We start from the raw sequence: 26,667 nt of genomic DNA on the forward strand, positions 1-26,667 counted from the left end.
TGGACGGTAGTGTGGTGTGCCATGCGTATTATTATGAACCGTTCCCTCCTCTCCCGGGCCGCCGTAGTCGTGTGCTCGCTGGGATTGTGCGTCTCGCTCGCCGCCTGCGGCGGCTCCAGCGCCTCGCAGAAGTCCTCGTCCAGCGCCGCGTCGTCGTCTTCGGCACCGACCGGCATGAAGCCGCTGACCGGCGTCACCGCGAGCGGCGAGCTGGGCAAGGAGCCCAAGGTCTCCTTCCAGACCCCGATGACCGTGGAGAACAACACCTATGCCGTGCTGCAGAAAGGCAACGGAGCCACCGTCGAAGACGGCGACCACGTCTGCTCGCAGGGCATCGCGCTCAGCGCCAAGGACGGCTCGCAAATGGCCAATTCCTGGACCAAGAACACCCCGGACTGCTCCATGAGCATCAACAAAAGCAGCATGAACGCCGGGTACTACCAGCTCTTCAAAGGGCAGAAGATCAACGCCACCATCGCTTTCGGCGTCAACGACCAGAGCAGCGGCAGCTCCTATATCATGGCGCTGACGCTCATCTCCAAGTCAAAGCCGCTTGCGCGCGCGCAGGGCACGCCGGCGAAGAACATTCCCGCCGATCTGCCGAAGGTGACGCTGGATGCCAAGGGCAAGCCCTCGCTCGACCTTAACGGCTACAAGCCTGGCAATGCGCTGGTCGCGCAGCCGCTGATCGTCGGCAAGGGCCGCGTCGTCAAGTCGACCGACACCGTCACCGCGCATTACACCGGCTGGACGCTGGACGCCTCCGGCAAGCTCACCCAGTTCGATTCCTCCTGGGATCGCGGCGAGCCGTCCGATTTCTCGCTCGATCAGGTCGTCACCGGCTGGAAGAACGGACTGGCCGGGCAAACCGTCGGCTCGCAGGTGCTGCTGGTCGTGCCGCCGAGCGAAGGCTACGGGGATAAGGCGCAGAGCAAGATTCCGGCGAACTCGACCCTGTACTTCGTCGTCGACATCCTCTACGCGGGCTGAACCCCCTTGCAGTGAATATCCTCGTTGGGCCTGACCGCTTCCGGTCAGGCCCAACGCATATTCGTGCTTATACGTGTTTGTTCAGCGTATTCCGCCGTCAATTGGTCATGAATTAAGCACTTTTTTCGTCAATTAAGCACTTCACACAGTAGCTGCCGAAATCAGGCACAGCATTGTGGCGGAATTCCGCCGTTTCTGGGAACCAATACATAAGACACAAGGAGCTTGAATCAGTATTCCGATCCAAATGTGCTTAATAAATTTCAGAACAGGCGCAGGCTGCCGTCTTGTGAGCCCTTCATCTCGTCATAATCCAGAATCAGGCAGGCGAAGCCGCGGTCCTCGGCCAGCGTGCGCGCCTGCGGAGTGATGGTCTGCGCGGCGAAGATGCCGTGCACCGGGGTCAGCAGCGGGTCGCGGTTGAGCAGCTTGCAGTAGCGCGTCAGCTGTTCGACGCCGTCGATGCCGCCATGCCGCTTGATCTCGATGGCGACATGATCGCCGTTCGCATCCACCGCCATGATATCCACCGGGCCGATAGCCGTCGGGTATTCGCGCCGGACCAGCTTCGCGCCTTCGCCGATGCGCTCGATCTGCTCGGCCAGGTAGCGCTGCAAATGGTCCTCGACGCCGTCCTTGACCAGCCCCGGATCCGTGCCCAGTTCATAGGCCTCGTCGGAGTAGATGTGCTGCAGGTTGATCTCCAGGATGTCACTCGACTTGTCGGCGCATACGCGCAGCACCCGCTCGGGAATATCAGTGTCCACGTCGTCATCAGCACCGGCAGGCTCAATCTCCTTGATGCTGCACGGGGCCGCCATCCAGTTGAGCGGCTTGTAGGAGCCGATCTCCGAGAAAATCAGCACGCTGTTGTCCGCCTTGATGAGCAGGACGCGCCTGGCCAGCGGCAGCGAGGCATTCAAACGGCCGGAGTATTCGGCCTGGCAGTCAGCAACTATGATTCGCACGGTATCTCACTCTAGCAAGCCGGCTGGGCGTCGATGCGTGAACGGCCTGTGCGCGCTCCTGCGTGTAATGGCAAGACGCGCGAATATCACGATAAGCTTTTTCACAGGAAATTCGCAGTCTCACCCCGCTAGACTGGTGCTAAGCTATCACGACACGACGGCGCTAACGCAAGACATATTGCAATAACGGTCACCACTTCGTCACCGTATTGCAGGTTGCATAGAACATGTTGCTGCAGCGCTGTACCACTGCAATGAACGACTCATGCAGCATTTCATACAGAATAGTCGCACGGCATCTCTCACGAATGGACATCATGGCACGGCACTCGGCGCACACACCAACCAGCACGGACACGTCACTCACTGCGGATACCGCACACAAGACAGACGGCTCATCCATACCCAAAACCACCATCAATCACACCGAGACGGCCGGAAAGCTTGCCGAGGACGGTGTTGTGGCCTATGCCGTCGACCTGAGCAAGACCTACGGAACCAAGGACGCAGTCGTCACCGCGCTCGACCATGTGCATGTGGAATTCGGGCGCGGCCAGATGACCGCGATCATGGGCCCTTCGGGCTCCGGCAAATCAACGCTGATGCATTGCATGGCGGGCTTGGACACACCCACATCCGGGCAGGTCTTCGTGGAGGGGCTGGAGGTCTCGGCCATGAACCAGCGCCAGCTCACCGACCTGCGCCGCAAGGAGATCGGCTTCATCTTCCAGTCGTTCAATCTGGTGCCGACCCTCACCGCCGAGGAGAACATCCTGCTCCCGCTGCAGATTTCGCGCAAGCCCATCGACCGCGCCTGGTTCGACCAGATCGTGCGCGTTGTCGGGCTGGAGCAGCGCCTGGGGCACCGGCCCAGCCAGCTCTCCGGTGGCCAGCAGCAGCGCGTGGCCTGCGCCCGCGCCATGATGGCCCGGCCCTCCGTCATCTTCGCCGACGAGCCCACCGGCAACCTCGACTCGCGCTCAAGCCGCGAGGTGCTGAGCTTCCTGCAGGACTCCGTACGCGAGTACGGCCAGAGCATCGTGATGGTGACCCACGACCCGCGCGCCGCCTCCTACGCGAACCGCGTGCTCGTGCTCGCCGACGGCCAGATCACCCAGGACATGCACGAGCCCTCCTATGAGCAGATTCTTCAGGTATTCGCTTCTGAAGGCGACGACGATCAGCAGAGTGCTTCTGAAGGAAGCGACAATCAGCCCAACAACGCAGCGCAAGCAACCGCGCAACCCACTACCTCCACCCAGCCCACCAATCCCAGCGAGGCCTCCCTATGATTCGAATCGGACTGCGTGACGCCAGGAGCCATTTCGGCCGCTTCATCATGTCGATCATCGCCATCGCCCTCGGCGTGGCCTTCGTGGTCGGCTCGTTCTGCTTCCGCGAAATGCTCAACACCCAGGTCTCCACCATGATGGCGACCAACTCCGACCACGACGTGTACGTGCGCGGCGTCGACAAGGCCAAGAACAGCAGCGCTTCGCCGATGTCGGGCAGCGGTGCCAGCGAGAACTACAACCAGATCGACAACAGCCTGGCCACCACCATCGCGAAGGTCGAAGGCGTCTCCTCGGCGAGCGCCACCACCACTATCACCGGCACGGTGCTGGTGGACCGCGACGGCAACGCCGTATCAACTATGGGCGCGCCCACGATGGCCATCGGCATGAGCAGCAGCGAGCCCTGGCGCTCGGCGCATTTCACCGCAGGCAGCTATCCGAAGGGCGAGAACGAGATAGCGCTGCACCAGTTCGCCGCTGACAAGGCGAAGCTAAAAGTGGGAGACACCACCACCATCGTCTACGAGGACGGCCCGAAGAAAGTCACCGTCTCCGGCATCTTCACCACGCAGACGAGCCAGGCTGGCGCCGTCATCATCGGCGTCGACCCGTCGGTGGCCAGGCACTACTATGCCGCGACAGCGCCCGACCCGAATACCTCGGCGCTTATCGGCGTGTATGGCAACGCTTCGACACCCTTGAGCAACCAAGCCCAGCAGCAGCTGGCCGACAATATCAACAAGGCGCTTCCCGCCGGCTCGCGCGCGCACGCCGTCACCGGCGATGAAGTACGCAAGGAGGCGACGAAGTCCATTCAGGATGCGCTGGGCTTCATTCAGCCGCTTATTCTCATCTTCGCCATCATCGCACTGTTCGTTGGCTCCTTCATCATCGCGAACACCTTCGCCATGATCGTGCGCGAATCGATGCGCGGCTACGCCTTGCTGCGCTCCGTCGGCGCTTCGCCCCGGCAGGTGTTCTCCACCGTGATCATCCAGGCGGTGATCTTGGGAATCGTGGGCTCCGGCATCGGCATCGGGCTGGGCTGGGGCATTATCAAGCTTATCGTCGTCGGGCTTGCACAGCTCGGCACACCGCTGAGCGGGCAGAGCACCCCCACCGTAAGCGGCATGATAATCGGCATGGCGGTCGGGCTGATCGTCTCGCTGCTCGGTGCGGCTATCCCGGCGCGTGACGCGGCCTTAGCGCCGCCTATTCAGGCGATGAACGAGACGGTCAATCCCGAGAAATCGGTGACACGGCGCGGCATCATCGGCGCGGTGATGTGCGCGCTGGGCATCGCCTGCTGGGCATTCACGCAATCGCTCGTCACAGCGGGCGGCAACGGCCCTACGCCATGGAAGACAGTCAACGACATCACCACGGGATACCCGTTGGGATTCGGCGCGGCACTGCTGATCGTCGGTGCCATCGTGCTGGGGCCTGCGCTGGTAAGACCGGCTGGCTCTGCGCTGGGGTGGCTGCCCTCGCGCATCTTCCGCGTGACCGGAAAACTCGCCACGCGCAATCTCTCGCGTTCCATGCGACGCACCGCCAACACGGCCGCCGCGCTGTTCGTCGGCGTCGCGATCGTCAGCTGTCTCGGCGTCGTTGCAGCCTCCGCCAAGGCCTCCGTGGCCGATATCATCGATACGGGGCTGAAAGCGGACTTCGCCGTCAGCTCGGCTTCCTATGGCAGGCTGCCGCATGGCGCGATTGACGCAATCGGCAAAACCAGCGGTGTGAAGTCAACCGTCACGAATCGCATGGTCATGGGTGTCAAATACAACGGCAAGTCCATCGACTCAGCCATAACCACCGCCACGCCCGCCGCAATGTTCTCCGAAGTGTTTGCCGCCACCACCACGGGCGGCAGCGCCGAGCAGGCCATCGCAGCAGGCAAGCTCGTCGTGGCCAAGAACATCGCCAATGACAATAACTGGAAGGTCGGCGACACCATAACCGTCTCGGCCACCAGCACCGTCATCGACGAGGAGGCCACCAAGCAGGCGCAGGCCGGCTACCAGACCCAAGTGCAGGCCGAGGTGCAGCAGCACATGGCCGCCGGAGACAAGGCGGGTGCGCAGCAGGCCATGAACGAGGCGAAGAACGTCGACCCGGCCACGCTCGTGAAAACCAAATCCGTCACCAAGGAGCAGCCGGTCAAGGTCGGTGCCATCGTCACCAATTCGGCCTATGCCGGCGGCATCTACATGAGCGACACGATGGCGAATGACCTTTCCGATAGCCAGATGCAGATTGCGCGCAATCTCTTCGTCATCGCCAAGCCCGGAGAAGACCTCACCGCGCTCCATGAGCGTCTGCTCAAGGCCGTCAAGCCCTATTACGTGGTCACGGTCATGGATCACGACGAGTACAAGTCCACGACGAGCTCGATGGTCAACCAGATTCTGGTGATTCTCTACGCGCTGCTCGCGCTGTCGATTATCATCGCGATCTTCGGCATCGTGAATACGCTGGCCCTCAGCGTTTCCGAACGTACTAGGGAAATCGGCCTGCTGCGCGCCATCGGCACCTCGCGCGGGCAGGTTCGCGGCATGCTGGCCATCGAAGCCGTGATTATCTCCGTCTTCGGCACGCTGCTGGGGCTCCTTATCGGAACGGGCGCCGGCGCGATGATTCGCTCGGTCTACAAGAGCAGCGGGTTGGAGAAGCTGAGCATACCGTGGAGCCAGCTCGTCATATTCTTAGTGCTTGCCGTGGTCGTCGGCCTGATTGCCAGCGTCTCCCCCGCGAGCCGCGCGCTCAAGAAGCCCGTGCTCGACGCCGTGTCCAGCGAATAGGCACAGTCAGGCGAATAAGGCGAGAAACCCGACCGGCCAGACTACCCCGGTACAACCAACCCCATCCAAAACAAATGTGGCCCGCAGCACGTGAATGAACGTGCTGCGGGCCACATTGCTATGAAGACGAAGCGAATAGCGCTTAGTCGGCTCCGGAGGTTCTGACCACGTCACGACCGCGTTCGACCGCGATCGTCAGCTTGTTCGAGTCGAAGGAGATGAATCCATCGGCGACCTCGAAGGAGTGGCGTTCGCCACTGGGGTCCACCACGCTCACGGTGCCGCCCTTGATAATCGAAAGCAGTGGCTCGTGATCGGGCAGAATGCCCATCTGGCCCTCAGTGCCAGGGATGGTCACCGAGGTGGCCGTGCCCGACCACACGGGGTGATCGGCCGCGACCATGTTGACCTGCAGGACTTTCTTATCGGCCATCACGCACCGAATTCCTGCTTCATATCGTGCCACTTCTTCTCAAGGTCGTCGATGCCGCCGATGCCGGAGAACGCCTGCTCGGAGACGTCGTCATACACGCCGTCGCAGATGCGGGTGAAGGCTTCGATGGTCTCGTCAGCCGGCACGTAGGAGCCCTCGCGGCCGGTGAACTTCTCGGCCACGTAGAAGTTCTGGCCAAGGAACTGCTCGATCTTGCGCGCGCGGTTCACAATGGTCTTGTCTTCCTCGCTCAACTCGTCGATGCCGATCAGGGCGATGATGTCCTGCAGCTCCTTGTTGCGCTGCAGAATCGCCTTGACGCGATTCGCGCAGTCGTAGTGCGCCTGGCCCACGTAACGCGGATCGAGGATTCGCGAAGTGGAGCCCAGCGGGTCGACGGCCGGGTAGATACCCTTCGAGGCGATGTCGCGAGACAGCTCGGTGGTGGCGTCCAAGTGGGCGAAGGTCGTAGCCGGGGCCGGGTCGGTGTAATCGTCGGCGGGCACGTAGATGGCCTGCAACGAGGTGATCGAGTGGCCACGGGTCGAGGTGATGCGCTCCTGCAGGGAGCCCATCTCGTCGGCCAGATTCGGCTGGTAGCCCACGGCGGAAGGCATACGGCCCAGCAGCGTGGAGACCTCGGAGCCGGCCTGTGTGAAGCGGAAGATGTTGTCAATGAAGAGCAGCACATCCTGATTCTGCACGTCGCGGAAGTACTCGGCCATCGTCAACGCGGTCAGCGGCACGCGCAGACGCGTTCCTGGCGGTTCGTCCATCTGGCCGAAGACCAGCGCGGTCTTCTCAAGGACGCCAGCCTCCTGCATTTCGCCGATCAGATCGTTGCCCTCACGGGTACGTTCGCCGACGCCGGCGAACACGGAGACGCCGCCGTGGTTCTGCGCCACGCGCTGGATCATCTCCTGGATGAGCACGGTCTTGCCCACGCCAGCGCCGCCGAACAGACCGATCTTGCCGCCCTGCACGTACGGGGTGAGCAGGTCGATGACCTTGATGCCCGTCTCGAACATCTGGGTGCGCGATTCAAGCTGATCGAAGGCCGGCGGATTGCGGTGGATAGGCCAGCGCTCCGTGATCTCGGCGACTTCGCCATCCTTCTTGTTGAGGATGTTGCCCGAGACGTCGAACACGTGGCCCTTGGTCACGTCGCCGACTGGCACCTTGATGGGGCCGCCGGTATCGATGACCTTTGAGCCACGCACCAAGCCGTCAGTAGGCTTGAGCGCCACCGTACGGACTGTCGAGTCGCCGATCTGCTGCTCCACCTCCAAGGTGATGTGCGTGGCGGTGTTGCCCTCGGTGTGGCCGACACCGCTGATCTCGGCCTTCAGGGCATTGTAGATATCGGGCAGGTGGCCGACCGGGAATTCGACGTCGATGACCGAGCCCGTGACGCGTGTGATGCGCCCCGCACTCGACTCTTGCGCCGTGTCCTCGGGAGCCGCTGTGGTCTGGTTATCAGCCATATGCGTTCCTACTCTTCCTCTTTGTTCAGCGCGTCGGCGCTGCCGATGATTTCGGTAAGTTCTTGGGTGATGGCCGCTTGGCGGGAAGCGTTGAGCTCGCGGGTCAGGCTGTCGATCAGATTGTTGGCGTTATCCGTGGCCGTATGCATGGCGTTCTGCCTGCTTGCGGTCTCGGAAGCCGCTGCGGTGAGCAGGCATTCGTGGATGCGCGACTGGATGTACTTGGGCAGAATCGCGTCCAGCACCTCGTCGACGCTCGGCTCGAAGGAGTAGAGCGGCGAGACCTCGCTGGCTGGATCATCCGCATCGTCGGATTCAGCCAGCTCGGCCATCGTGATGCCGTCGGAGGTATCCACAGCCGGGCGAATCAGCTCCACGGGGAGCATGCGCAGCACGCGGACCTTCTGAACCACCATGTTCACGAATTCCGTGAAGACGACATAGAGCTCACTGACTCCATGCTCGCCTTCGGGCTTCATGTAGGCGTCCATCAGCGCGGTGGAGATGGACTCGGCCACCTCCACGCCCGGGTGATCGCTGTCGCCATCCCAAGTGCCGGCCACATCGCGGTTGCGGTACTTGTAGTAGGAGACGCCACGACGTCCGTAGACGTAGAGCTGCGGATCCTTGCCTTCGCTGTCGAGATGCGCAAGCAGTCCTTCGGTCTCACGAATGATCGAGGAGGTGTAAGCGCCGGCCATGCCGCGATCGGCGGTCAGCGCGAGAACGGCGACGCGAGCGTGGCCGTCCCCGCGATCATGCGTCTTCATGATCGGATGGTCGATATGGGTATGCGCAGCCAGCGCCTGCACCGCATCGAAAATCGCGTCCGTGTACGGCTTGGCATTCAGGGCCACGTTACGCGCCTTCGCGATATGCGAGGACGCGATCATCTCCTGGGCGTTGAAGATCTTGCCGAGCGACGTGGTGGAGTTGATTCTTGATTTCAGTGCAAGTTGGGAGGCCATTGCTTACTTCTTCTCTCCCGCGATGAACTGCTCCTGCTCCACCTCGGTCGGCTTGACAGCATCCGGCTTCTTCTCGACGAGCGGCTTGCCGGCCTTCGTCACGTAAGTCGTGCGGAACTTGTCAATGGCCGCATCCAGCGCCTTCTCCGTCTCAGCGGTGAAGTCCTCGGTCTCACGGATGGTCTTTAGGATATCCGTGTTGTGGTCGAGGTAGTCGAGCATGCCCTTTTCGAAGGGCAGCACGTCTTCGATGTCGAGATCGTCGAGCTTGCCGTGCGTGCCGACCCAAACCGACACGACCTCGTTCTCCATGGGGAAGGGCGAGAACTGCGGCTGCTTGAGCAGCTCGGTCAGGCGCGCGCCACGAGTCAGCTGGGCCTTGGAGGCCGCATCCAAATCGGAGGCGAACATGGCGAAGGACTCAAGCGAGCGGTACTGCGCCAGCGAAATCTTGAGCGTGCCGGAGACCTTCTTCAAGGCCTTGGTCTGCGCGGCGCCGCCGACTCGGGACACCGAGATGCCCACATCGACAGCCGGGCGCTGATTGGCGTTGAACAGATCGGACTGCAGGAAGATCTGGCCGTCAGTGATCGAGATCACGTTGGTCGGAATGTAGGCGGACACATCGTTCGCCTTCGTTTCGATGATCGGCAGGCCGGTCATCGAGCCCCCGCCCAGATCGTCGGAAAGCTTGGCGCAGCGTTCGAGCAGACGGGAATGCAGGTAGAACACGTCGCCAGGGTACGCCTCGCGCCCCGGCGGGCGACGCAGCAGCAGCGAAATCGAGCGATACGCCTCTGCCTCTTTGGACAAGTCGTCGAAGACGATGAGCACATGCTTGCCGTGGTACATCCAGTGCTGGCCGATGGCCGAGCCGGTGTACGGGGCGATGTACTTGAAGCCTGCGGAATCGGAAGCCGGGCTGGCCACGATCGTCGTGTACTCCATCGCGCCGGATTCCTCAAGGCTCTGACGCACCGAAGCGATGGTCGAGCCCTTCTGGCCAATGGCGACGTAGATGCAGCGCACCTGCTTCTTCGGGTCGCCGGTCTTCCAGTTGTCCTTCTGGTTGATGATCGTATCGATCGCGATGGCCGTCTTGCCGGTCTGGCGATCGCCGATGATGAGCTGGCGCTGTCCGCGGCCGACCGGGGTCATCGCGTCGATGGCCTTCAGGCCCGTCGACAGCGGCTCCTCGACTGGGTGGCGGTGCATCACATCCGGGGCCTGCGCCTCAAGGATGCGTCGTCCTTCGCTTGCGATTTCGCCCAGGCCGTCGATGGGGTTGCCCAGCGGGTCGACCGTGCGGCCCAAGTAGCCGTCGCCGACCGGCACGGAAAGCACTTCGCCGGTGCGGCGCACTTCCTGGCCTTCCTCGATGCCGGCGAAGTCGCCGAGAATCACCACGCCGATTTCCCTGGCGTCGAGGTTCATCGCCAGACCGAGCGTGCCGTCCTCAAAGGTCAGCAGCTCGTTCGCCATGCAACCAGGCAGTCCTGCCACGTGCGCAATGCCGTCGCCAGCCGTGGCCACGTAGCCCACCTCTTGGGTGGGGGTGTCCGACGGCGTGTACGACTCGACGAAATCGTCGAGCGCCTTGCGTACCGCGGCGGGATCGATGGTAAGTTCTGCCATGATCACTCCTTATTGATGTTGTGTTGACTGGTAAGTCTCATTGTCAGACGCCGACTTTCACGGTGTCCTGCAGGTGCCGCAGCTGAGCAAGCACCGTATTGTCGGTGACTTCCTCGCCCACCTGGATGCGCATGCCGCCGATCACGGAGGCGTCGACCACGGCGTTGACATGCACCGGGCGGCCCAGCTTGGCCGAATAGACATCGACCAACTTCGCAATCTGCTCGTCACTCAAATGCGTCGCCGTCGTGACCGTGACCAGCGATTGACCCATATGCCGGGAGAATTTGCCGATAAGCCATTGGATGGTGGACAGATAGCGACGTTTGCGCAGGTTGGCGGTCGCGTGCTCCGCAAGACGCAGCGTGACTATGTTGAAGCCGCTGCCGTCCAGAATGTCGTGCAGCAGCTTGACCCGGGCGTCGGAATTCGCGCGCTCATCCTGCAGACGGGCACGCACCACAGGCAGATCGATCAGGGCCGAGTGCAGCTCGGCGAGCTCGATGGAAACCTGTGCGGTGCTGTCGGTGTGGTCCGCGTAGTACATCATCGCGTCCACGCCGAAGTCCTCGACCGCATTCGCGATATCCGCCGACCGGCTCCACGGGCGCTTGACGAGATCCGCGAGGATCGTCATCGTGAACTCATGGGCCTGATCGCCGAATATGCCGCGCAGCAAGGCCATCTTGTCCTCGTTGGAGCGCGAAGCCTCGGTGAGCGCATGCTCAAGCGCCGCGTTGCCGTCGAGCAGGGCGGTGATAGAGAACAGCTCGTTGCCGATGCGCCACGTATCCTCGCCGATGCCGCTGAACTGCGCCGCGAACGAATCGCGGGATTCGCGATCTGCTAGGCGTGAAGCTTCACCACGCATGCCTCACCTCGTTTCCGCTCACCGATCGTCACCCGACAGGTCGTCGATCATCTGGTCAAGCATGGTCGATTGCACCGAGTTGTCGGCGAGCTTGGAGCCGAGGATCTTGCCTGCAAGCGCGGTCGCCAACGTGCCGACCTCGCCCCTGAGCTTGACCATCGCCTGCTGCTGCTGCGTCTCCAAGGAACGCTGGGCGTTGGCCGTAATCTGCGCAGCCTCGCCTTCAGCCTTCGTGCGGGCGTCGCCGATGATGTGCGAAGCCTCGGACCGCGCATCGTCACGAATCTTCGACGCTTCGACGCGTGCAGTATTCAGCTGCTCCTCGTACTTGCGCTTGGCTTCGTCGGCTTCCTTCTGGGTCTTCTCGGCATTGGCGATGCCGCCTTCGATTTTCTTGGCGCGTTCGTCAAAGACCGATTGGAATTTCGGCAGGAAGAACTTGTAGAAGAACACTGCGATGATGACCAGCACGATAGCCGACCACACCAGATCATATGTCTCAGGCAAAAACAGTTGAATGCCTCCGGCAGCTTCAGTACGCATACCTGCCTCCTTTCGTGTCACTCATGTCGGCACACAGCCGATCCGTTACCGATCAGCTGCGCTTACTTCATGATGAAGAAGGCGATGAAGCCCAGGAGCGCAAGAATCTCGATAAGGCCGAAGCCGAGCCACATCAGGGTCTGGATACGACCGCCGAGCTCAGGCTGGCGAGCTGTGGACTCGATGGCCTTGCCGAAGACGATGCCGATGCCGATGCCGGGGCCGATAGCCGCGAGGCCGTAGCCGATGGTGCTGAGATTGCCGGAAACCTCGGCGAGTGTGATGAGATCCATGGTTGTGTTTCCTTTCTTATGGTTCTCGACTAAGTCACATTGTGGAAAACTGTTACAGCTGGTTATTGCCGGATGAAACTCATTCCGGATAGCTGAGATTGATGTACACCGCGCTCAGCGTGGCGAAGATGAACGCCTGGATGGCGGCCACGAAGGCCTCGAACAGCGTCATGACGAAGCCGGCCACGAAAGTGACCGCGCCAAGCCCGATGAACGCCTTGTTCGCGGCGTCGATGAGGAAGAACTGCGTGGCGGCGAAGCACAGCGCCACAAGGATATGCCCGGAGATCATGTTCGCGAAGAGTCGAATGGTCAGCGAGAATGGCCGGATCAGCACGATGTCGAGCAGCTGCATCGGCACCAGGATGATGTAGATGGGCCACGGGACGCCGGCCGGAAGTAGCTCGTCCTTGAGGAACTTGCCCAAGCCCTTGCCCTTCACCGCCGCAACCCAATACTGGGCGAACGCCCACAGCGCGAACAGCAGCGGCATGGTGATGGTCGCCGTCGCCGCGATGTTCAGACCCGGGATGATGCCGCACAGATTGAACACGAAGATGGTCATGAACAGCGTCGTAATCATCGGCACATACTGCTTGCCGCGCAGCTCGCCCATGACCTGGTAGACGATGTTGTCTCGGATGAACTCGATAAGCCATTCGATGGCGCCTTGCCAGCGCCCAGGAATGAGCTTGGCCCGCGCCGCCGTGATGCCCAGCATCAGCAGCAGCACGACCGTCGCGATAAGACGGACGATGATAATGCGGTTCAACGCGAAAGGAGTCCCCTGGAACAGGATCTCGGGAGGCATGAACTCGTCGACGCTCGGCACCTGGAAGGAGCCGGCCGCGAGTGATATCCCTACCCCGCTCACACCAATCATCCATTCCTCCTAACCTGCTGTTTGCAACAGCTTTCAGTCTAGACCTCATTGCCGAAACGATGTAACGTCCCGGTTACCTGCGTCATGGTCATATCCTAGCTACAGCGCAAGCCATTTCATTGCCCGCTCATTGCCTGTGGGCGCATGCGTTGCCGTAACCACGGTGTGGCCGATATCAGGCAATCATACGACGTGAATGGGCAAGTTTCCCGCAGCCCTTGCAGGGCAAGCGGCGCACGGCGTTTCTGCGCGGGTGGTGCCTGGGTGTCGTTTGAGAGCGCGCCGGGCCTGGCTGGGGGCGTGCTGGGCGTGCAGCGGGCGTGCTTGGGCGTGTGGGAGAAACGACGGATTGACAAAGGTGACCACATAGTGGTCACCCCAGGCCCTGCGCGGGTCACATAGTGGTCATTGCGTCAGCTGTGCGTTATCGTGCGCCCCGCTCGCCCCTGATTCGTGCTCCATGCCCTGCGCTCCGGGCCCTAATCCTGTGGGTCCTAGTAGCAACGTCACGCAAACCAGCCTCGTTGCGTGATGAATGTACTAGGAGTCAGTCCGACTCGGGAATTGCGCGGCCCATGCCGTAGCTGCGTCCTTCGAACGGTGCGAAACCGTCCGCGCGCGGACTGCCCGGGGCATGGCGGATCGAGCGTTCGGTGCCCAGGCGCTTCTCCGCCCGCAGCTGCGGGACCTCGCGCAGGTCGTACGGCGTGGTCTGGTAGACCCAGTTGAGCCAGTTGCGCCACAGCAGGTTCGCGTGCGCGCGCCACGAGAACAGCGGCTCCACGTTCGGGTTGTCGTCGGGGAAGTAGTTGCGCGGGAAGGGCACGTTCGTCATGCCTTTATCCATATCGCGCTTGTATTCCTCGGCGAGGGTGTACTTGCCATACTCCCAGTGCCCCAGCGCGAAGACCTCGGAGAAGTCGCGCGTCGCGATCAGCCCCGGCCCGGACTGCGGACCCCAGGTCAGTACCTGCAAGTCGGGATTGGCCGCCACATCGGCCTCGTTGACCCCGGCGAGGCGCGAATGCGGCTGCAGGGCAATCTCGTCGAAGCCATTGGTCAGGAAGCAGTATTCGTCCTGCAGATACTGCGGGAAGACGCCGAAGATCTTCTCGTCCAGCAGCTCCTTGCGCACCCCGTAGCGATAGTTGAGCGCGCCCATCGCGCCCCAGCACAGATACATCGTCGAAAACACATGACGTGAGGCCCAGTCGACGATCTCCTTGAACTCCGGCCAGTAGTCGACCTGCTCGAAGTCGAGATGCTCGACCGGCGCGCCGGTGATAACCAGTCCGTCATAGTAGTTGTCGGCGAACTCGTCAGGGTTCTCGTAGAATTTCACCAGATGGTCGGAGCTGACATGCGTGCCCTCATGCGTCGAGGTCTTCATGAAATCGACATCCACCTGCAGCGGGGATTTGGAGATCAGCCGCAGCAGCTGGGTCTCCGTCTCGATCTTCTTGGGCATGAGGTTAAGGATCACAAGCCGCAGCGGACGCACGCGTTGTTGTTCGGCCTCGGGCTTCTCCAGCGCGAAGATGCGCTCGGAGTCGAGGATGTCACGAGCGGGCAGGCCGCTTGGGATCTTGATAGGCATATCCCTATTATCGCGGGGCCACGGATAAGCGACGACCGGCGCACTGAATACGGTTCGTGTCGCTGCGTTTATTCGACGTTTTCACTGCCTGCAGCCCTTGTGCGCAAAGGGATTCGTATACTTGCAAGGCATCCTCGTCCATCGTTCGCTGGGCGCTGAAACTCGCCGACGGTTTGACTTTTAGGATTCCGCACCTATTGTATATAGAGCTGCTTGAAGGCAGCCGACGCGGGATGGAGCAGCTCGGTAGCTCGCTGGGCTCATAACCCAGAGGTCTCAGGTTCAAATCCTGATCCCGCTACCATCAAAGGCTAGGAATCACAAGGTTCTTAGTCTTTTTGCGTTCTCGGCCAGCGCGGTGCAGGCATCGAATCAGGACAAAATTCGGACAATAATAATGTGGGCATACCTGCTGCCTTTCTCAGAAACCAGCCCTTCTCATGGAAAGTTCAGCGGTTTCCCATTGCTTTTTGTCACGAATGGGAGCTTTTATTCGTTGTTGAGGCGGATAACTAAATCGTGGCAAGAAACGATGCCGCGAAAGCTAGTGCCGGTGCGGAAGCCAAAACCGGGGCAAGCGGTCAGATCGCGGCAAAAAAACACAATTGGCTCAATATCATTCTTATCGCCGTTATCGCCGTTATCGTGATTGGTCTGCTGGCGTGGCTAGTCGTGATTCCGGCGGTGAATTCGCGTTCGAAATCGTCAATCGGCACGCAGCGCACGGCGAGCGTCGAACGTGGCTCGGTGACGGCCACGGTGTCGGCACAGGGCAATGTCACGGCGCAGACGGTCGATAATCTGGCATTTGTCAACTCCGGCACCATCAGCGGACTTTCGATCAAGGTCGGCGACACCGTCAAGGCAGGGCAAACGCTGGCGACGCAGACCTCGACTACCGCCACGACAGCGCTCGATTCGGCGAAAGCCGCGGTAAATCAGGCCAACTACCAAATATTGTCAGCCAACGCCTCATTGACGTCAGCCAACAACTCCTTGTCGCAGGCGCAGGCGAATCAGGCCGCCGGCTGCCCGACGACGGCAGCGACTGTCAGCAGCACCGGCAGCTCAGGTTCCAACGGCAGCGGCTCCACCAGCACGGCCCGCACAGACAGCGGTTCGAGTGCTGATTCCAGTTCCTCCGCATCGAACTGCTCAGCCTCGACACTGGCCTCACAAGTGGCCTCCGCCCAAGCGCAGGTCTATTCGGCCCAGTCGCAGGTGGCCTCCGCCCAGGCCTCGCTGACGACCGACCAATCGAATCTGTCAACAGCCCAGTCGGATGCCGACAATACGGCGATCGTCTCGCCCATTGATGGCATGGTGACAGCCGTCAACTACGCAGTGGGGCAAAACGTCACCGGCTCGACCAATGCGGTCAGCTCCGGCTCCTCGTCGGTTTCGAGTTCGGGATCCTCTTCGGGCTCAGGCTCGGGCAGCAGTTCCGGTTCCGCATTGGCTTCGGGTAACGGCGGCAGCAGCGGCGGATCCGGCTCTGCTGCGGCGAGCAGCGCTGGCACGTCGTCATCCTCTTCGAGCTCCACCAGCTCCGGCAGCACGGTCATCACCGTGCAATCCAACAAGAATCTGGAGATCATCGGCAACTTCGCCGAGGCGGATGCCGCCAATATCAAGGCCGGCCAGGCGGCCACGGTCACTTTCCCGGCCATCAGCGGGCAGACCGGAACCGGCAGCGTCGCAGCCATCTCGCCGACCGCCACGACTTCCAATTCCGTGACGACGTATCCTGTCACCATAACCTTGAGCGATTATCCGACCACGCTGAAACTCGGCCAGACCGCCACAGCATCCATCACGACCAAATCGGCTTCCAACGTCCTCTATCTTCCCAGCAATGCGGTGATCATCGGCTCGGACACCTCGTCCGGCACGGTGCAACTCATCGGCTCCGACGGCAAGGCAACGACCCAGACGGTCGGCGTCGGCGTGCAGGGCGATTCGACGGTGGAAATCACCTCAGGCCTGAAATCCGGCGACAAGGTGCTGATCTCGACCGATACGGCGACTGGCGCGACCTCAGGCACCACAAGCGGCTACGGCAGTCGCAGCGGCTTGGGAGGCGGCGGCTATGGTGGTTTGGGCGGCAGCATGGGAGGCCTAGGCGGCGGCTCGATGGGCCGTAGCTCAGGCTTGGGAAGCCGGGGCTGAGCTGATGCGCAATGCGAATGACAGCTCCGCCGATGCTCCGGTTGACAATGTGTCCACCGGCAACGCGTCCACCGGCAACGCGTCCAGCGACGATGCGCTCACCGACGTTTCTGCGAGAATGCCTGGCGCGTCCGAACAGCTTGATGCGAACGGTCAACTGAGCGGCTCGCCGCGCGACTGGTCGGAAACCGAAGTGCTACCGCCTGTCCAGTCGACGGCTCGAATACCAGTGCAAGCAGCAATACCCGTGGCGGCGCAGCCAATCGGACTCGCAGCCTCAACGAATGACGGCCCGCAGACCCCCGTTATCGAGATTCACGATCTGCGTCGCACCTACGGCGAAGGCGAGTCGGTGGTGCAGGCCCTCGCCGGGGTCGATCTGCGCGTGATACCGGGCGAATTCCTCGCCATCATGGGTGCCTCGGGTTCGGGCAAATCGACCATGATGAACATTCTCGGACTGCTGGACGAGCCGGATGGCGGCAGCTACTATCTGGACGGCGACGACGTCTCGCATTTGCGCGGCCGCGATCTGGCGCTGATACGCAACCGCAAGATCGGCTTCGTCTTTCAGTCCTTCAACCTCATATCGACCATGACGGCTCTGGCCAATGTCGAGCTGCCCATGGCCTATGCCGGGGTCGCCCGCCGCGAGCGCCAGGAGCGGGCCGAACTGGCGCTTTCGATGGTCGGTCTGGCCGAGCGGGCCAAGCACTTCCCTTCGCAGCTTTCCGGCGGTCAGCAGCAGCGGGTGGCCGTGGCCAGGTCGCTGGTCAACGCGCCGGCTCTGATTCTGGCCGACGAGCCGACCGGCAATCTCGATTCCAAAGCCACCTCGGACGTTCTTGATGTATTCGCCGAAATCAACGCCCAAGGCCGCACGGTGGTGCTCATCACGCATGAGGATGACGTGGCCGCGCGCGCCAGCAGGGTCGTCACTATGAAAGACGGCCGGCTTATCGCCGATAGTGCTGTTGCGCCGACTGCGGCAACGACAACGCCATATGCAGCGGTTGATTCACCGCTGGCTGCGACTTTGCAAGGCTATGCAGACCCGGACCTGGCCGCTTTGGCAGGCGGGGATGGCGGAGCGATTGCGGGCAGCAACGCAGGCGACCCCGCGCAAACGGAGGTGATCTGATGGGCTTGGGCGAGATCTTCTCCTCGGCGTTCCGCTCGATCGCCTCGAACCTGACCCGCGCGGCGCTGACCTTGCTGGGTGTCCTCATCGGCGTCGGCTCGGTTATCCTACTAGTCGGCGTCGGCTCCGGGGCCTCGGCCTCGGTGACCTCCCGCATCGAAGGGCTGGGTACCAATATCATCACCGTGTCGAGCGGCATGAGCCGATACGGGAATGCCGGCGGAGGCTCTGGCTCAGGATCAACCAGCGCGCAGAGCCTGACTATGGCTTCTGCGAATGCCTTGCAGAAGCCGGATGCCGCGCCGGATGTGGCGCAGGTCGTGCCGCAGGTTTCGACCTCGACCACGGTGGCCTACGGCTCGCAGTCCACTTCGACGCAGGTGCTCGGCGTGACCCCGAACTACTTCACGGTGACCGACACCAAGCTGGCCCAGGGCACGGCCTTCCAGACCATCGACAATACGCTGGCCCGCAATACGGCCGTCATCGGCGCCGACTTGGCGCAGACCCTGTTCGGCTCCGGCGATAACGCGGTCGGCAAGACCATAACCGTCGATTCCACGCCGTTCACCGTCTACGGCGTCATGGCTGAAAAGGACACGACCGGCGGCTCCTCGGTCAACGAGGATGTCATCGTGCCCATCGCCCGGGCCCAGCGTTCGCTGACCGGCTACGGCAATCTCTCCTCGCTGACGCTGCAAGCCAAATCGACGCAGGCCGTGAACAATGCGGCGGCCGAGGCGACCGATATCATCGCCGGCCAGATGGGCATCCAGCCGGCCGACGCGACCTTCACCGTGACCACCCAGTCCGAACTGCTCTCGACCACCTCGTCGATGACCTCGTCACTGACCACCATGCTGGCGGCGATTGCGGCCATATCGCTTGTCGTCGGCGGCATCGGCGTGACCAACATCATGCTCGTGACGGTTTCGGAGCGCACCCGAGAGATAGGCATTCGCAAAGCGCTCGGAGCACCCCGATGGGTGATTTCCCTGCAGTTCATCATCGAGGCGACGATTCTGTCGACCGTCGGCGGGCTTCTAGGCGTCGGCACGGCCTTCGCCCTGTCGTCCATGACCATTGCAGACATCAAACCCGTCATCACGCTCGGCTCGGTGGCGCTGGCCTTCGGCGTCAGCGTGGCCATCGGCATCATCTTCGGCGGCTATCCGGCCATCCGGGCCTCGTCGCTGAAACCGGTCAAGGCGCTGCGGCATGAGTAGCGCGGCGTAGGCAGCAGGACCGTATAGGGACGACGTCAACGACGTCGCATAGGCCGGCAGATACAGCATGTACCAACACAATTATCATGTACCAAGAAAGCAAGCAAGATCATGACCAATCCTAATCCGCAGCCTCAGAGCGGCAACAACATCCAGCCGAATCAAGGCAAGCCCCAGTATCAGCAACCACAACAACCACAACAGAGTTTGCCGCAGCAGCCTCAACCTCAACCCCAGCAAGGCCAAGCCCGAGGGCCATATATCCAGCAACCCGGTCAACAGTCTCAGCCCATCCAGTCGCAGCCCATCCAGTCGCAGCCGAGACCGGCTTACAATCCCAACACGGCGCGAATTCTTTCCACGCCACCCAGCTCCGCCGCTTCGGTTGCTGTCGCACGCGAAAACGGCCCCAAGATCAACACGGTGACCTGGATACTGATTGTCGTCGTCGCGGCGCTGATATTCGGCGCCGGCGGCTTCTTCCTCGGCCGGAGCACAGCACCGGCCTCCTCCGCGTCATCGTACAGCCGCTACGGCATGAGAAACCGGAACGGCGGCACCGGTTCAGGCTCAGGCAGCGGCGGCATGATGGGCGGCTTCGGCGCACGCGGCACGGTGACAAAGGTCGACGGCGACACCATCACCATTAAGGAGGCAGACGGCACGACGGTAACCGTTCAAGGCTCCTCCTCGACGCCGGTCACGGTGACCTCGAAGGGCAAGATCAGCGACCTCAAGTCCGGCGACACCGTGACCGTCATCGGGCAGAACGACAACGGCACCATCAGCTCGCCCCAGTCCATCATGGAAGGCCAGATCGGCCTCGGCGGCATGCGCGGCAGCTTCGGCGGCGGTACCGGCTCGAATTCCGGTTCCAGCAACAACTGACGTAGACGAACAGGCATGAATGAGAGGCGCATGGAAATCTATTAAGCAGATTTCCATGCGCAAACGCTCAAACAGGGCTTCACGGAGCTTCGCCACACAGTTCGGATTGGCGGAATTCCAATGATTACATGATTGCGCACACGCCGCATACTTCATGCATGTGCTTAATAGACGAAAAAAGTGCTTAGTAAGCGTCTACAACGCGGTTTGCCCGATCTGCCCGCTCGGGCAAGCGTCCACATAAGCCACCGGCAAACCAACGTCATCGGTCACCCGTTAATTAAGCACTTTTTTCGTCTATTAAGCACTTCTCAAAGTAGTCTCCAAATTTGCTCGCTACATTTTGGCGGAATTCCAACGTTTCCGAGAACTGACATATGAGTGTTTTCTCGCGCCCGACCATCTCGTTCACTCAAATCTGCTTAATAGCTGTTCAATCAGCAGCCGAATGCAACTCGGATGAATAATTCAGACGTACTGCACCATAAATTACACACGTCAGAACACAATAAGGTACATAAAGCTAAAGCACTTGCGGCGATTCAGCGCCAAATCGCCGCAAGTGAACGAGATACACTCCCGCAGACGCCCCTTTCCCGCAATCACTTGCCCTCGGCTATGTTGCGGAGCATGTTCATGTGCCCAAAGCTGGAACACCTGCTGGGGCTCGATGCCAAACCGATGGGCCTTATGGACGACGGCGAACCGCATCTGTTGCTCATTCAGCATCGGTCAAGACCTTCCTGATGCGCGTAGGGACGTTAAGTTTGTTCACGTATTGCCCCAACCGATCGAGATTTTTGTCCGGGTCAGCCAAGTAAGTCCGCAGCACCTCTTGTTTGACGTCACTAAAAATTTCCTTTGCGACCAGCACATCCAGCAGTGTCTTCTCGCGGTCAGTCACGCTAATTTCGTTTCCCAGCCAGTTGTCCATTGTTGATCGGCCGGTTTCGTAATGCACCGGAGTCGCAAAAAAAGGCTTGATCCGTTGCCTTTTGATGCTCTCACTGTGATATCCGTAGGGAAAAGTCATCTGGTAGAACGCGGGCGTCGCCACAGTGTAGCCATAGAGGGAAGCCGCCGACTCATGGCTGAACACACCGCGCGGAAAACGGTACTGGTCCACCATCATGTCGTCAATCGGATAATCAGGCAACGCATAGATACCATGAGACAGCCAAAGCAAATCGCCTCGACCCACCGCCTTGCGCAAAGCTTCTCGGCTGATGGATTGAGTCTGCGCCTGTTCCGCAGTCAAAACCCCATCATGGCTCTCGAATGCCACTCGCGTCCGTTCGCTCAGCATATCGACAACCTCCTTGGCACCATATTCGCCCTGTAGTGCAAAAGTCAACTATTGATTTAATATAACAATATGTAGTGTAAAAGTCAACTAAATTATTGTTTTCTGATCTAGCGACGCACACCCCGATAGAAATTCGCAGATGCCCTTTCCCCGCAATCACTTGCCCTCGGCTATGTTGCGGAGCATGTTCATGTGCCCGTCGAAGGCTCGGCGGCCTTGCTTGGTGAGCGATATCCACGACACCTGGTGATTGCTGTTCTCGCTTTTGACTTTGCTTGTGCTGACGTAATGCCGATCGGCGAGCGCCTTGACGTGTTTGGAACAGACGGCGTCGCTGACGCCGAGCGTGTCCCTGAGCGTGCTGAATCTCAGCGCAGTCGTCTGGGCCAGCAGACCGCAGATGCGCATTCTGGTGGGTTCATGGATAAGCTCATCGAATTTGGCTGGAACTTTCGTCGCATCGGTCATCGGCTCACTCGCCTGCTTCGATGGCACGGCGCTGCTCGCGGCCATACAGCACAAACAACGCCGCAGCTAGCACTTCGAACAGCAAGGCAATGCTGCAGAAGACCACCCAATGCAGCGACGTGAACAGCGCGACAGCTACGCCTCCCAAGAGTCCCACAAGTAAACTTACGCTGCTGAGCACGTAGAGGACGCCAGCTTTTCTGGTTCTGGGATGGACGATGCCTACGCCCGAACGAAGCGAATACCAGATGGATATGCCGATAAAAATAACGCATACCGTCATAATCGGTATAAGCAAGGCAAGATTGTTCTCTCGAATCATGAAACCCGACATCACTGCGAAGGCGAACATCACGAACCCGCTCAGCAGGGCGTACCAGGTAGACACGGTTGCCTTGCCGCTGAGGGCCCGCCGGTCGACAGCGAGAGAGTCGAGGAGCTCTTTGGCCTGCGTTGCAGACGGCTCATTGCTGTTATTACTGTTATCCATGATGGGCTCCTTCACTGCCGTGCCTCGCAAGAGAGTTCGAGGCTTTTACTTTCCGATAAGGAAAGCATAATATTTTCCGTTAGGGAAAGTCAAGTAGAAGCGACCAAAGCGTGCCGCGGCACATCTACAATTGAAGCAATAAGCGGTTTGAGAGCTATCGATAAGGCGTAGCGCACAGTCGGACTCGGAGACACCACAATGAACGATTACACGGATTTCCTCGCCTTCCTCGAAAAGAGATATTCCGAAAAAATCAGCTTCACGCTGATACGGGACGACGCCGAGGAATTTTACGAGTCTCATTCGCTGGAAGAATGCTATGCCATGGGATTGGCGCTTTATGAATCCGGCAATTATCAAGTTCAAGAGGCGGGCGTGTTTATGTTGGGATACTGCGCAGCCGAGAACGACGATGCGCTGCTCTTCCTCAGAGACACAGTGAGCCGGCATGATAATTGGCGAATCCAAGAGGTGCTGGCAAAGGCATTCGACAGCTATTGCCGGCTGACCGGCTACGAACAGGCGCTGCCGGTTATCGAAAACTGGTTCGATAGCGATTGCGCGAACACGCGCAGGGCCGTTTCGGAAGGGTTGAGAATATGGACGAGCCGCCCATATTTCAAGGAGAATCCGCAAGTAGCCATACGCTTACTATCCGCCCACAAGGAAGACAGCAGCTTGTATATGCGCAAATCCGTCGGGAACGCGTTACGGGATATCAGCAAAAAGCATCCAGAGCTCATCGCAGAGGAACTCAGGCAATGGGAGCTATCCTCAAGCGAGATCAGGCAGGTGCATACATTGGCTGGCAAGTTCATCAACAATCGATAACGCACTTCAGGCAGTCATTGCGAACATTCTCGGGTGATGCAGGCGCTGTGAAAATCGGCAAAATACGCGCCTTCCTTGCATCACGCACCCCTAGCTTTCGGCGGAATCAGCAAGGTCATCTGAGCCGATGCGGTTGCGCATGGCGGTAAGCATGAGGCCGATGGCGATGCACAGTACGCAGACGATGACGGCAAACGTCACGAAGGCGGCTGAGACCCCTAGCAGACCGATGAGCAGTCCAGTGAATACCGCAGGCACCGAAATCGCCGCGTATGCGACGACAAAATACGCTGCAATCACTTCTCCCTTGCGTTTCTCCGGCGCCGCTGCGGATACGATGCGGGTGCCAGCCATGAATGCCAGCCCGAACCCGACGCCGCTGAGCAACGCGCCGATAACAGCCAGCACAGCGAGCGCCTCGACTGCGCCGAAAGCCGTCAAGGATATGCCGACTGCGGAGGAGATGGCCGCAATAATGATCATCGCCCGTTCCGAAAGCGCCACATGAAGCCGAATCCATGCAAACTGGACGATGGCACCCACTCCCTGCACCGCCATGATGACAATGCCCGTGACGATATGGCCGCCAATGCCCAGCAGCTCGCGCGACAAGGTCCCGCCCAAGGCGAGATACACGCCGCCGACAGACCATGCGTTGGTGACGCATAACGCCGCCAGCACAAATTCCGCTCTCATGCCCGAAGGAATGGACAGTCGCTGAATCGCGAATAGACCAGCACCGCTGCGACGCGCATCCCAAGGCAGGAAGACCAGCACCAGCGCGATGCTCACGCCTGTGGCGATCAGCAGCACAATATACGGAATCGCAATCGCTCCGCCCGCATCAAGAATCCATCCGCACAGCAGAGCGCCTATCGCAATCGACAGCGACGTGGTCATGCTGTTTGCCGCAGCAGCCGCGTTCACATCACCATGAGGATGGGTCTGGATCAATGCGGCGCTCGCCGCCCCGGTGAGCATCCCGGTCGCCAAGCCCTGAACCAGTCTGGCGACAATCAGCATGGCGACATTGCTGGCGACGAAGCAGACCAATGACAGCGCCAGAACAACCATGCTGGCAATGATGACCGGCACTCTGCCGATGCGGTCGGATATGCCCCCGGTAGTCAGCAGCGTTATCACCACGCCGAGCGCGTACGCGGCATAGGCAATCGTCAGTGCGGCAGGAGACAGCCGCCAAGCCGCCGTCAAATCCGAATATGTCGGCGAAGGGGTACCGCTTGCCGCCAGCGCCACAGCTAATGTTGAAATCACGGCGATGTATGCGCCCCATCCATGTGGATGCCTTTTTCCCAAATTCATCAATATGCTTCCTGTTCCGAGCTATCCAAAATGCGCCGCCAACACAGCTGCAGCGGACAATCCGCAACGCTACGACGCCAAATGATGCGGCAGGGCAGTTACAATATCGATAGCGATATAGGCGAATACCTATGACCGTGGAGATGGCTGTGGATGCTATGCCGATGTTGTGCTGTCACTGCGCCGATATTGCATTAGCGCGACATCGCGGTATCTCCAGCGCACAAACGCTCCGGGCTGCACCTGCGCCACGGAGCAGCACTAACGGGAGAGGAGAGGGCTCATATGATGGACGATTCCGTGCATGACATCTCCATACGACATCTACAGTATGCCTTGGCGGTCGCGGAAGCCGGCTCGGTGACGCAGGCCGTCGAACGGCTCAACATCGCGCAGCCGAGTCTCAGCCAGCAAATCCTCAAACTTGAGCAGCGCCTCGACACGCGGCTTTTCGAGCGCATGCATGCAGGTTTGGTCGAAACCGCCGCCGGAGCGAAATTCCTCGACAAGGTGTCGGTGCTGCTTACGGAATTCGAAGACGCAGTGCGGGAACTGGACGGAGCAGACCAGCACTGGACCTTCGGCATCAGTCCCGGAATCGACACCAGCCTCGTCGCCCAGGTCGAGCACCAGCTCAATCTATACAGCAGCAAGGCGAATATCGAACTCATCGCGCAGCCGTCATCCGCGCTCATCGAAGGGCTGCTGCACGGCAAGCTCGATCTCGCCTTCATACGCCCGCCGTTCTCCGCAGACGGTCTCGTGTCACACGTAGTCGCCACCAATCCGCTCGGCGTCGTCATGGCACACAATCACCCGCTCGCGCGCAAACCCAGCATCGCATGGGATGATATGGCACGCTATAGGCTCCTCTGGTTCGACGCCGACCGCGCCCCAGGATTCGCGCATCACACCATTGAGTGGATAGGACAGCACGGCTGGAATCCCGAACTCGTCCGGGGGACGGACCGCTACACGCTGTTCGAACACCAGCTCCTGCACGACCACACGCTCGTGGCCCTGCGTCCGGCGTATACGGTGCAGACAAGCTCCACGCTCGTCTGGCGTCCGTTCGCACATGAGCCGCCGATTGAACGTATCGCGGTGGCAGCGGTCACCGAAACCCGAGGAGCGACGCTCATTGGCTACATCACCAAACATGAGCACCAGTAGCATAAAACCGTCGCGATATGAACGATGCCCGCTGCATGCCTTGGCAGTCGCCGCGCAGCATGGCCTGATGCGCATGCCGCTTGACTATTCCATGTATTGAATCGAGCAACCGCGCAGCATACAGGCACACGCTATACTGCTAGGGTCAGCAGGGAATTCTTGCGCAAACAACTAGTGGCCACAGGTACAGCTCACTGGGCTGTGACGGGAACTCCTTACTTACGCTTACGACGGTTCACGCAGGATGAATGAAACAGTGACACAGGACGAAGAGGAGGCACGGCCCGGGATGGCGCACGGTATGGAGCAGAACGCGAAGGCGGATCAGACGGATTTTTTGCGGCACTTGTTCGTGCCGGTGTATATGCCCGCGATTCTCTTCGCGACCGGTGAGGGCGCGCTGATTCCGGTGGTGCCGCTGACCGCGACGGCGCTGGGGGCGAATGTTGCCACGGCGGGCATCATATCCGGCCTGCTCATGATCGGCGTGGTGATAGGCGACATGCCCGCAGGCATCATCGTCGCGCGTTGGGGCGAGACCTTCGCCATGCGATTGTCCGCAATCGTGGCAATCGTGTCAGCGGTCATCTGCTGGAGGGCCCCGAACCTCGCCATGCTGGCCGTCGGAGTGCTGATGATCGGCATCGCCTCGGCCGCCTTCAACCTCGCACGCCACACCTTCCTCACCGTATGGACCCCGCTGTGGTACCGCGCCCGCGCCATGTCGCTGCTCGGCGGCACCACCAGGGTCGGGTACTTCGTCGGCCCGTTCCTCGCCTCCCCCGTCATCGCGTTCGCCGGCTCGCGCAGCGTGTACTGGCTGCATGTGGTCGCCTGCATAACCGTGCTGATCGTGCTGTGGGTGATACCCGATCCCGAGCAGATGCT

24 protein-coding genes and 1 tRNA gene are annotated in these 26,667 nt (G+C 60.6%); 11 read left to right on the forward strand and 14 right to left on the reverse strand.

Annotated elements, in window-relative coordinates:
* The first annotated feature begins 33 nt into the window (after positions 1-33).
* Positions 34-990, forward strand: a complete 957-nt coding sequence (locus LKK40_RS09730) for an FKBP-type peptidyl-prolyl cis-trans isomerase (RefSeq protein WP_304310400.1) — start codon at positions 34-36, stop codon at positions 988-990.
* Positions 991-1,253: 263 nt separating this feature from the next.
* On the opposite strand, the gene nucS is transcribed toward LKK40_RS09730, so the two are convergent.
* Entirely contained in the window at positions 1,254-1,958 is a 705-nt protein-coding gene (gene nucS, locus LKK40_RS09735) for an endonuclease NucS (protein WP_304310401.1), read from the reverse strand.
* Positions 1,959-2,275: 317 nt separating this feature from the next.
* Between nucS and LKK40_RS09740 the strand changes: the two genes are divergently transcribed.
* Positions 2,276-3,250 (forward strand): ABC transporter ATP-binding protein, encoded by a 975-nt coding sequence (locus LKK40_RS09740; RefSeq protein ID WP_304310402.1) that lies wholly within the window; start codon positions 2,276-2,278, stop codon positions 3,248-3,250.
* Complete coding sequence (locus tag LKK40_RS09745; protein ID WP_304310403.1) at positions 3,247-6,057, forward strand: ABC transporter permease; 2,811 nt, start codon at positions 3,247-3,249, stop codon at positions 6,055-6,057. The genes LKK40_RS09740 and LKK40_RS09745 overlap by 4 nt, the downstream gene beginning before the upstream one ends.
* 142 nt (positions 6,058-6,199) lie before the next feature.
* Here the strand turns inward: LKK40_RS09745 and LKK40_RS09750 are convergent, their stop codons facing one another.
* The 9 genes from LKK40_RS09750 to LKK40_RS09790 all read right to left on the reverse strand — a co-directional run bounded on the left by LKK40_RS09750 (position 6,200) and on the right by LKK40_RS09790 (position 14,764).
* Positions 6,200-6,490 carry a F0F1 ATP synthase subunit epsilon gene (locus tag LKK40_RS09750; protein ID WP_162000673.1) on the reverse strand — a complete coding sequence of 97 codons (291 nt, stop codon included), beginning with the start codon at positions 6,488-6,490 and terminating at the stop codon, positions 6,200-6,202.
* A complete protein-coding gene (atpD, locus tag LKK40_RS09755) occupies positions 6,490-7,974 on the reverse strand; it encodes a F0F1 ATP synthase subunit beta (protein ID WP_273293690.1) in 1,485 nt (494 codons plus the stop codon). Before atpD ends, LKK40_RS09750 begins: the two co-directional genes overlap by 1 nt.
* Before the next feature lie 8 nt (positions 7,975-7,982).
* Entirely contained in the window at positions 7,983-8,942 is a 960-nt protein-coding gene (locus tag LKK40_RS09760) for a F0F1 ATP synthase subunit gamma (protein ID WP_304310404.1), read from the reverse strand.
* Between the two features lie 3 nt (positions 8,943-8,945).
* Positions 8,946-10,577 (reverse strand): F0F1 ATP synthase subunit alpha, encoded by a 1,632-nt coding sequence (gene atpA, locus LKK40_RS09765; RefSeq protein WP_152580373.1) that lies wholly within the window; start codon positions 10,575-10,577, stop codon positions 8,946-8,948.
* A gap of 43 nt (positions 10,578-10,620) precedes the next feature.
* The gene (locus LKK40_RS09770) at positions 10,621-11,448 is read right to left on the reverse strand and encodes a F0F1 ATP synthase subunit delta (protein ID WP_304310405.1); all 828 of its coding nucleotides are present in this window, start codon (positions 11,446-11,448) and stop codon (positions 10,621-10,623) included.
* 18 nt (positions 11,449-11,466) lie between these two features.
* Positions 11,467-11,991 carry a F0F1 ATP synthase subunit B gene (locus LKK40_RS09775; RefSeq protein WP_304310406.1) on the reverse strand — a complete coding sequence of 175 codons (525 nt, stop codon included), beginning with the start codon at positions 11,989-11,991 and terminating at the stop codon, positions 11,467-11,469.
* Positions 11,992-12,053: 62 nt separating this feature from the next.
* Positions 12,054-12,284 (reverse strand): ATP synthase F0 subunit C, encoded by a 231-nt coding sequence (atpE, locus tag LKK40_RS09780; protein ID WP_152580376.1) that lies wholly within the window; start codon positions 12,282-12,284, stop codon positions 12,054-12,056.
* 79 nt (positions 12,285-12,363) lie between these two features.
* Positions 12,364-13,167 carry a F0F1 ATP synthase subunit A gene (atpB, locus tag LKK40_RS09785; protein ID WP_152580377.1) on the reverse strand — a complete coding sequence of 268 codons (804 nt, stop codon included), beginning with the start codon at positions 13,165-13,167 and terminating at the stop codon, positions 12,364-12,366.
* Between the two features lie 547 nt (positions 13,168-13,714).
* Positions 13,715-14,764 (reverse strand): homoserine O-succinyltransferase, encoded by a 1,050-nt coding sequence (locus LKK40_RS09790; RefSeq protein ID WP_304310407.1) that lies wholly within the window; start codon positions 14,762-14,764, stop codon positions 13,715-13,717.
* A gap of 227 nt (positions 14,765-14,991) precedes the next feature.
* Between LKK40_RS09790 and LKK40_RS09795 the strand changes: the two genes are divergently transcribed.
* The 5 genes from LKK40_RS09795 to LKK40_RS09815 all read left to right on the forward strand — a co-directional run bounded on the left by LKK40_RS09795 (position 14,992) and on the right by LKK40_RS09815 (position 20,188).
* Positions 14,992-15,068 (forward strand) — tRNA-Met (locus LKK40_RS09795).
* Positions 15,069-15,283: 215 nt separating this feature from the next.
* Entirely contained in the window at positions 15,284-16,933 is a 1,650-nt protein-coding gene (locus LKK40_RS09800; RefSeq protein WP_304310408.1) for an efflux RND transporter periplasmic adaptor subunit, read from the forward strand.
* Between the two features lie 4 nt (positions 16,934-16,937).
* On the forward strand, positions 16,938-18,074 hold the full coding sequence (locus tag LKK40_RS09805) for an ABC transporter ATP-binding protein (RefSeq protein WP_304310409.1): 1,137 nt from the start codon (positions 16,938-16,940) through the stop codon (positions 18,072-18,074).
* Positions 18,074-19,300 (forward strand): ABC transporter permease, encoded by a 1,227-nt coding sequence (locus tag LKK40_RS09810; protein WP_304310410.1) that lies wholly within the window; start codon positions 18,074-18,076, stop codon positions 19,298-19,300. Before LKK40_RS09805 ends, LKK40_RS09810 begins: the two co-directional genes overlap by 1 nt.
* 111 nt (positions 19,301-19,411) lie before the next feature.
* On the forward strand, positions 19,412-20,188 hold the full coding sequence (locus LKK40_RS09815) for a hypothetical protein (RefSeq protein WP_304310411.1): 777 nt from the start codon (positions 19,412-19,414) through the stop codon (positions 20,186-20,188).
* 718 nt (positions 20,189-20,906) lie between these two features.
* Here LKK40_RS09815 and LKK40_RS09820 read toward each other — a convergent pair.
* The 3 genes from LKK40_RS09820 to LKK40_RS09830 form a co-directional block, all read right to left on the reverse strand.
* Positions 20,907-21,494: a type IV toxin-antitoxin system AbiEi family antitoxin domain-containing protein gene (locus tag LKK40_RS09820; protein WP_304310412.1), complete on the reverse strand. Its 588-nt coding sequence runs from the start codon at positions 21,492-21,494 to the stop codon at positions 20,907-20,909.
* 156 nt (positions 21,495-21,650) lie between these two features.
* On the reverse strand, positions 21,651-21,962 hold the full coding sequence (locus LKK40_RS09825) for a transcriptional regulator (RefSeq protein ID WP_304310413.1): 312 nt from the start codon (positions 21,960-21,962) through the stop codon (positions 21,651-21,653).
* A gap of 4 nt (positions 21,963-21,966) precedes the next feature.
* A complete protein-coding gene (locus LKK40_RS09830) occupies positions 21,967-22,467 on the reverse strand; it encodes a hypothetical protein (RefSeq protein WP_304310414.1) in 501 nt (166 codons plus the stop codon).
* Positions 22,468-22,650: 183 nt separating this feature from the next.
* On the opposite strand from LKK40_RS09830, the gene LKK40_RS09835 reads away from it, so the two are divergent.
* Positions 22,651-23,283: a DNA alkylation repair protein gene (locus LKK40_RS09835; RefSeq protein WP_304310415.1), complete on the forward strand. Its 633-nt coding sequence runs from the start codon at positions 22,651-22,653 to the stop codon at positions 23,281-23,283.
* Positions 23,284-23,373: 90 nt separating this feature from the next.
* Here LKK40_RS09835 and LKK40_RS09840 read toward each other — a convergent pair whose 3' ends face one another.
* Positions 23,374-24,606: an MFS transporter gene (locus LKK40_RS09840; protein ID WP_304310416.1), complete on the reverse strand. Its 1,233-nt coding sequence runs from the start codon at positions 24,604-24,606 to the stop codon at positions 23,374-23,376.
* Positions 24,607-24,891: 285 nt separating this feature from the next.
* Here LKK40_RS09840 and LKK40_RS09845 point away from each other — a divergent pair, with 285 nt between their 5' ends.
* Positions 24,892-25,779: a LysR substrate-binding domain-containing protein gene (locus LKK40_RS09845; protein ID WP_304310417.1), complete on the forward strand. Its 888-nt coding sequence runs from the start codon at positions 24,892-24,894 to the stop codon at positions 25,777-25,779.
* 256 nt (positions 25,780-26,035) lie between these two features.
* Positions 26,036-26,667 (forward strand): MFS transporter (locus LKK40_RS09850; RefSeq protein ID WP_304310418.1); only part of this gene is annotated, 632 nt, incomplete at its 3' end.

Origin of the sequence: Bifidobacterium tibiigranuli, assembly GCF_022655035.1 — a bacterium.
Classification (GTDB): Bacteria; Actinomycetota; Actinomycetes; order Actinomycetales; family Bifidobacteriaceae; genus Bifidobacterium; species Bifidobacterium tibiigranuli_A.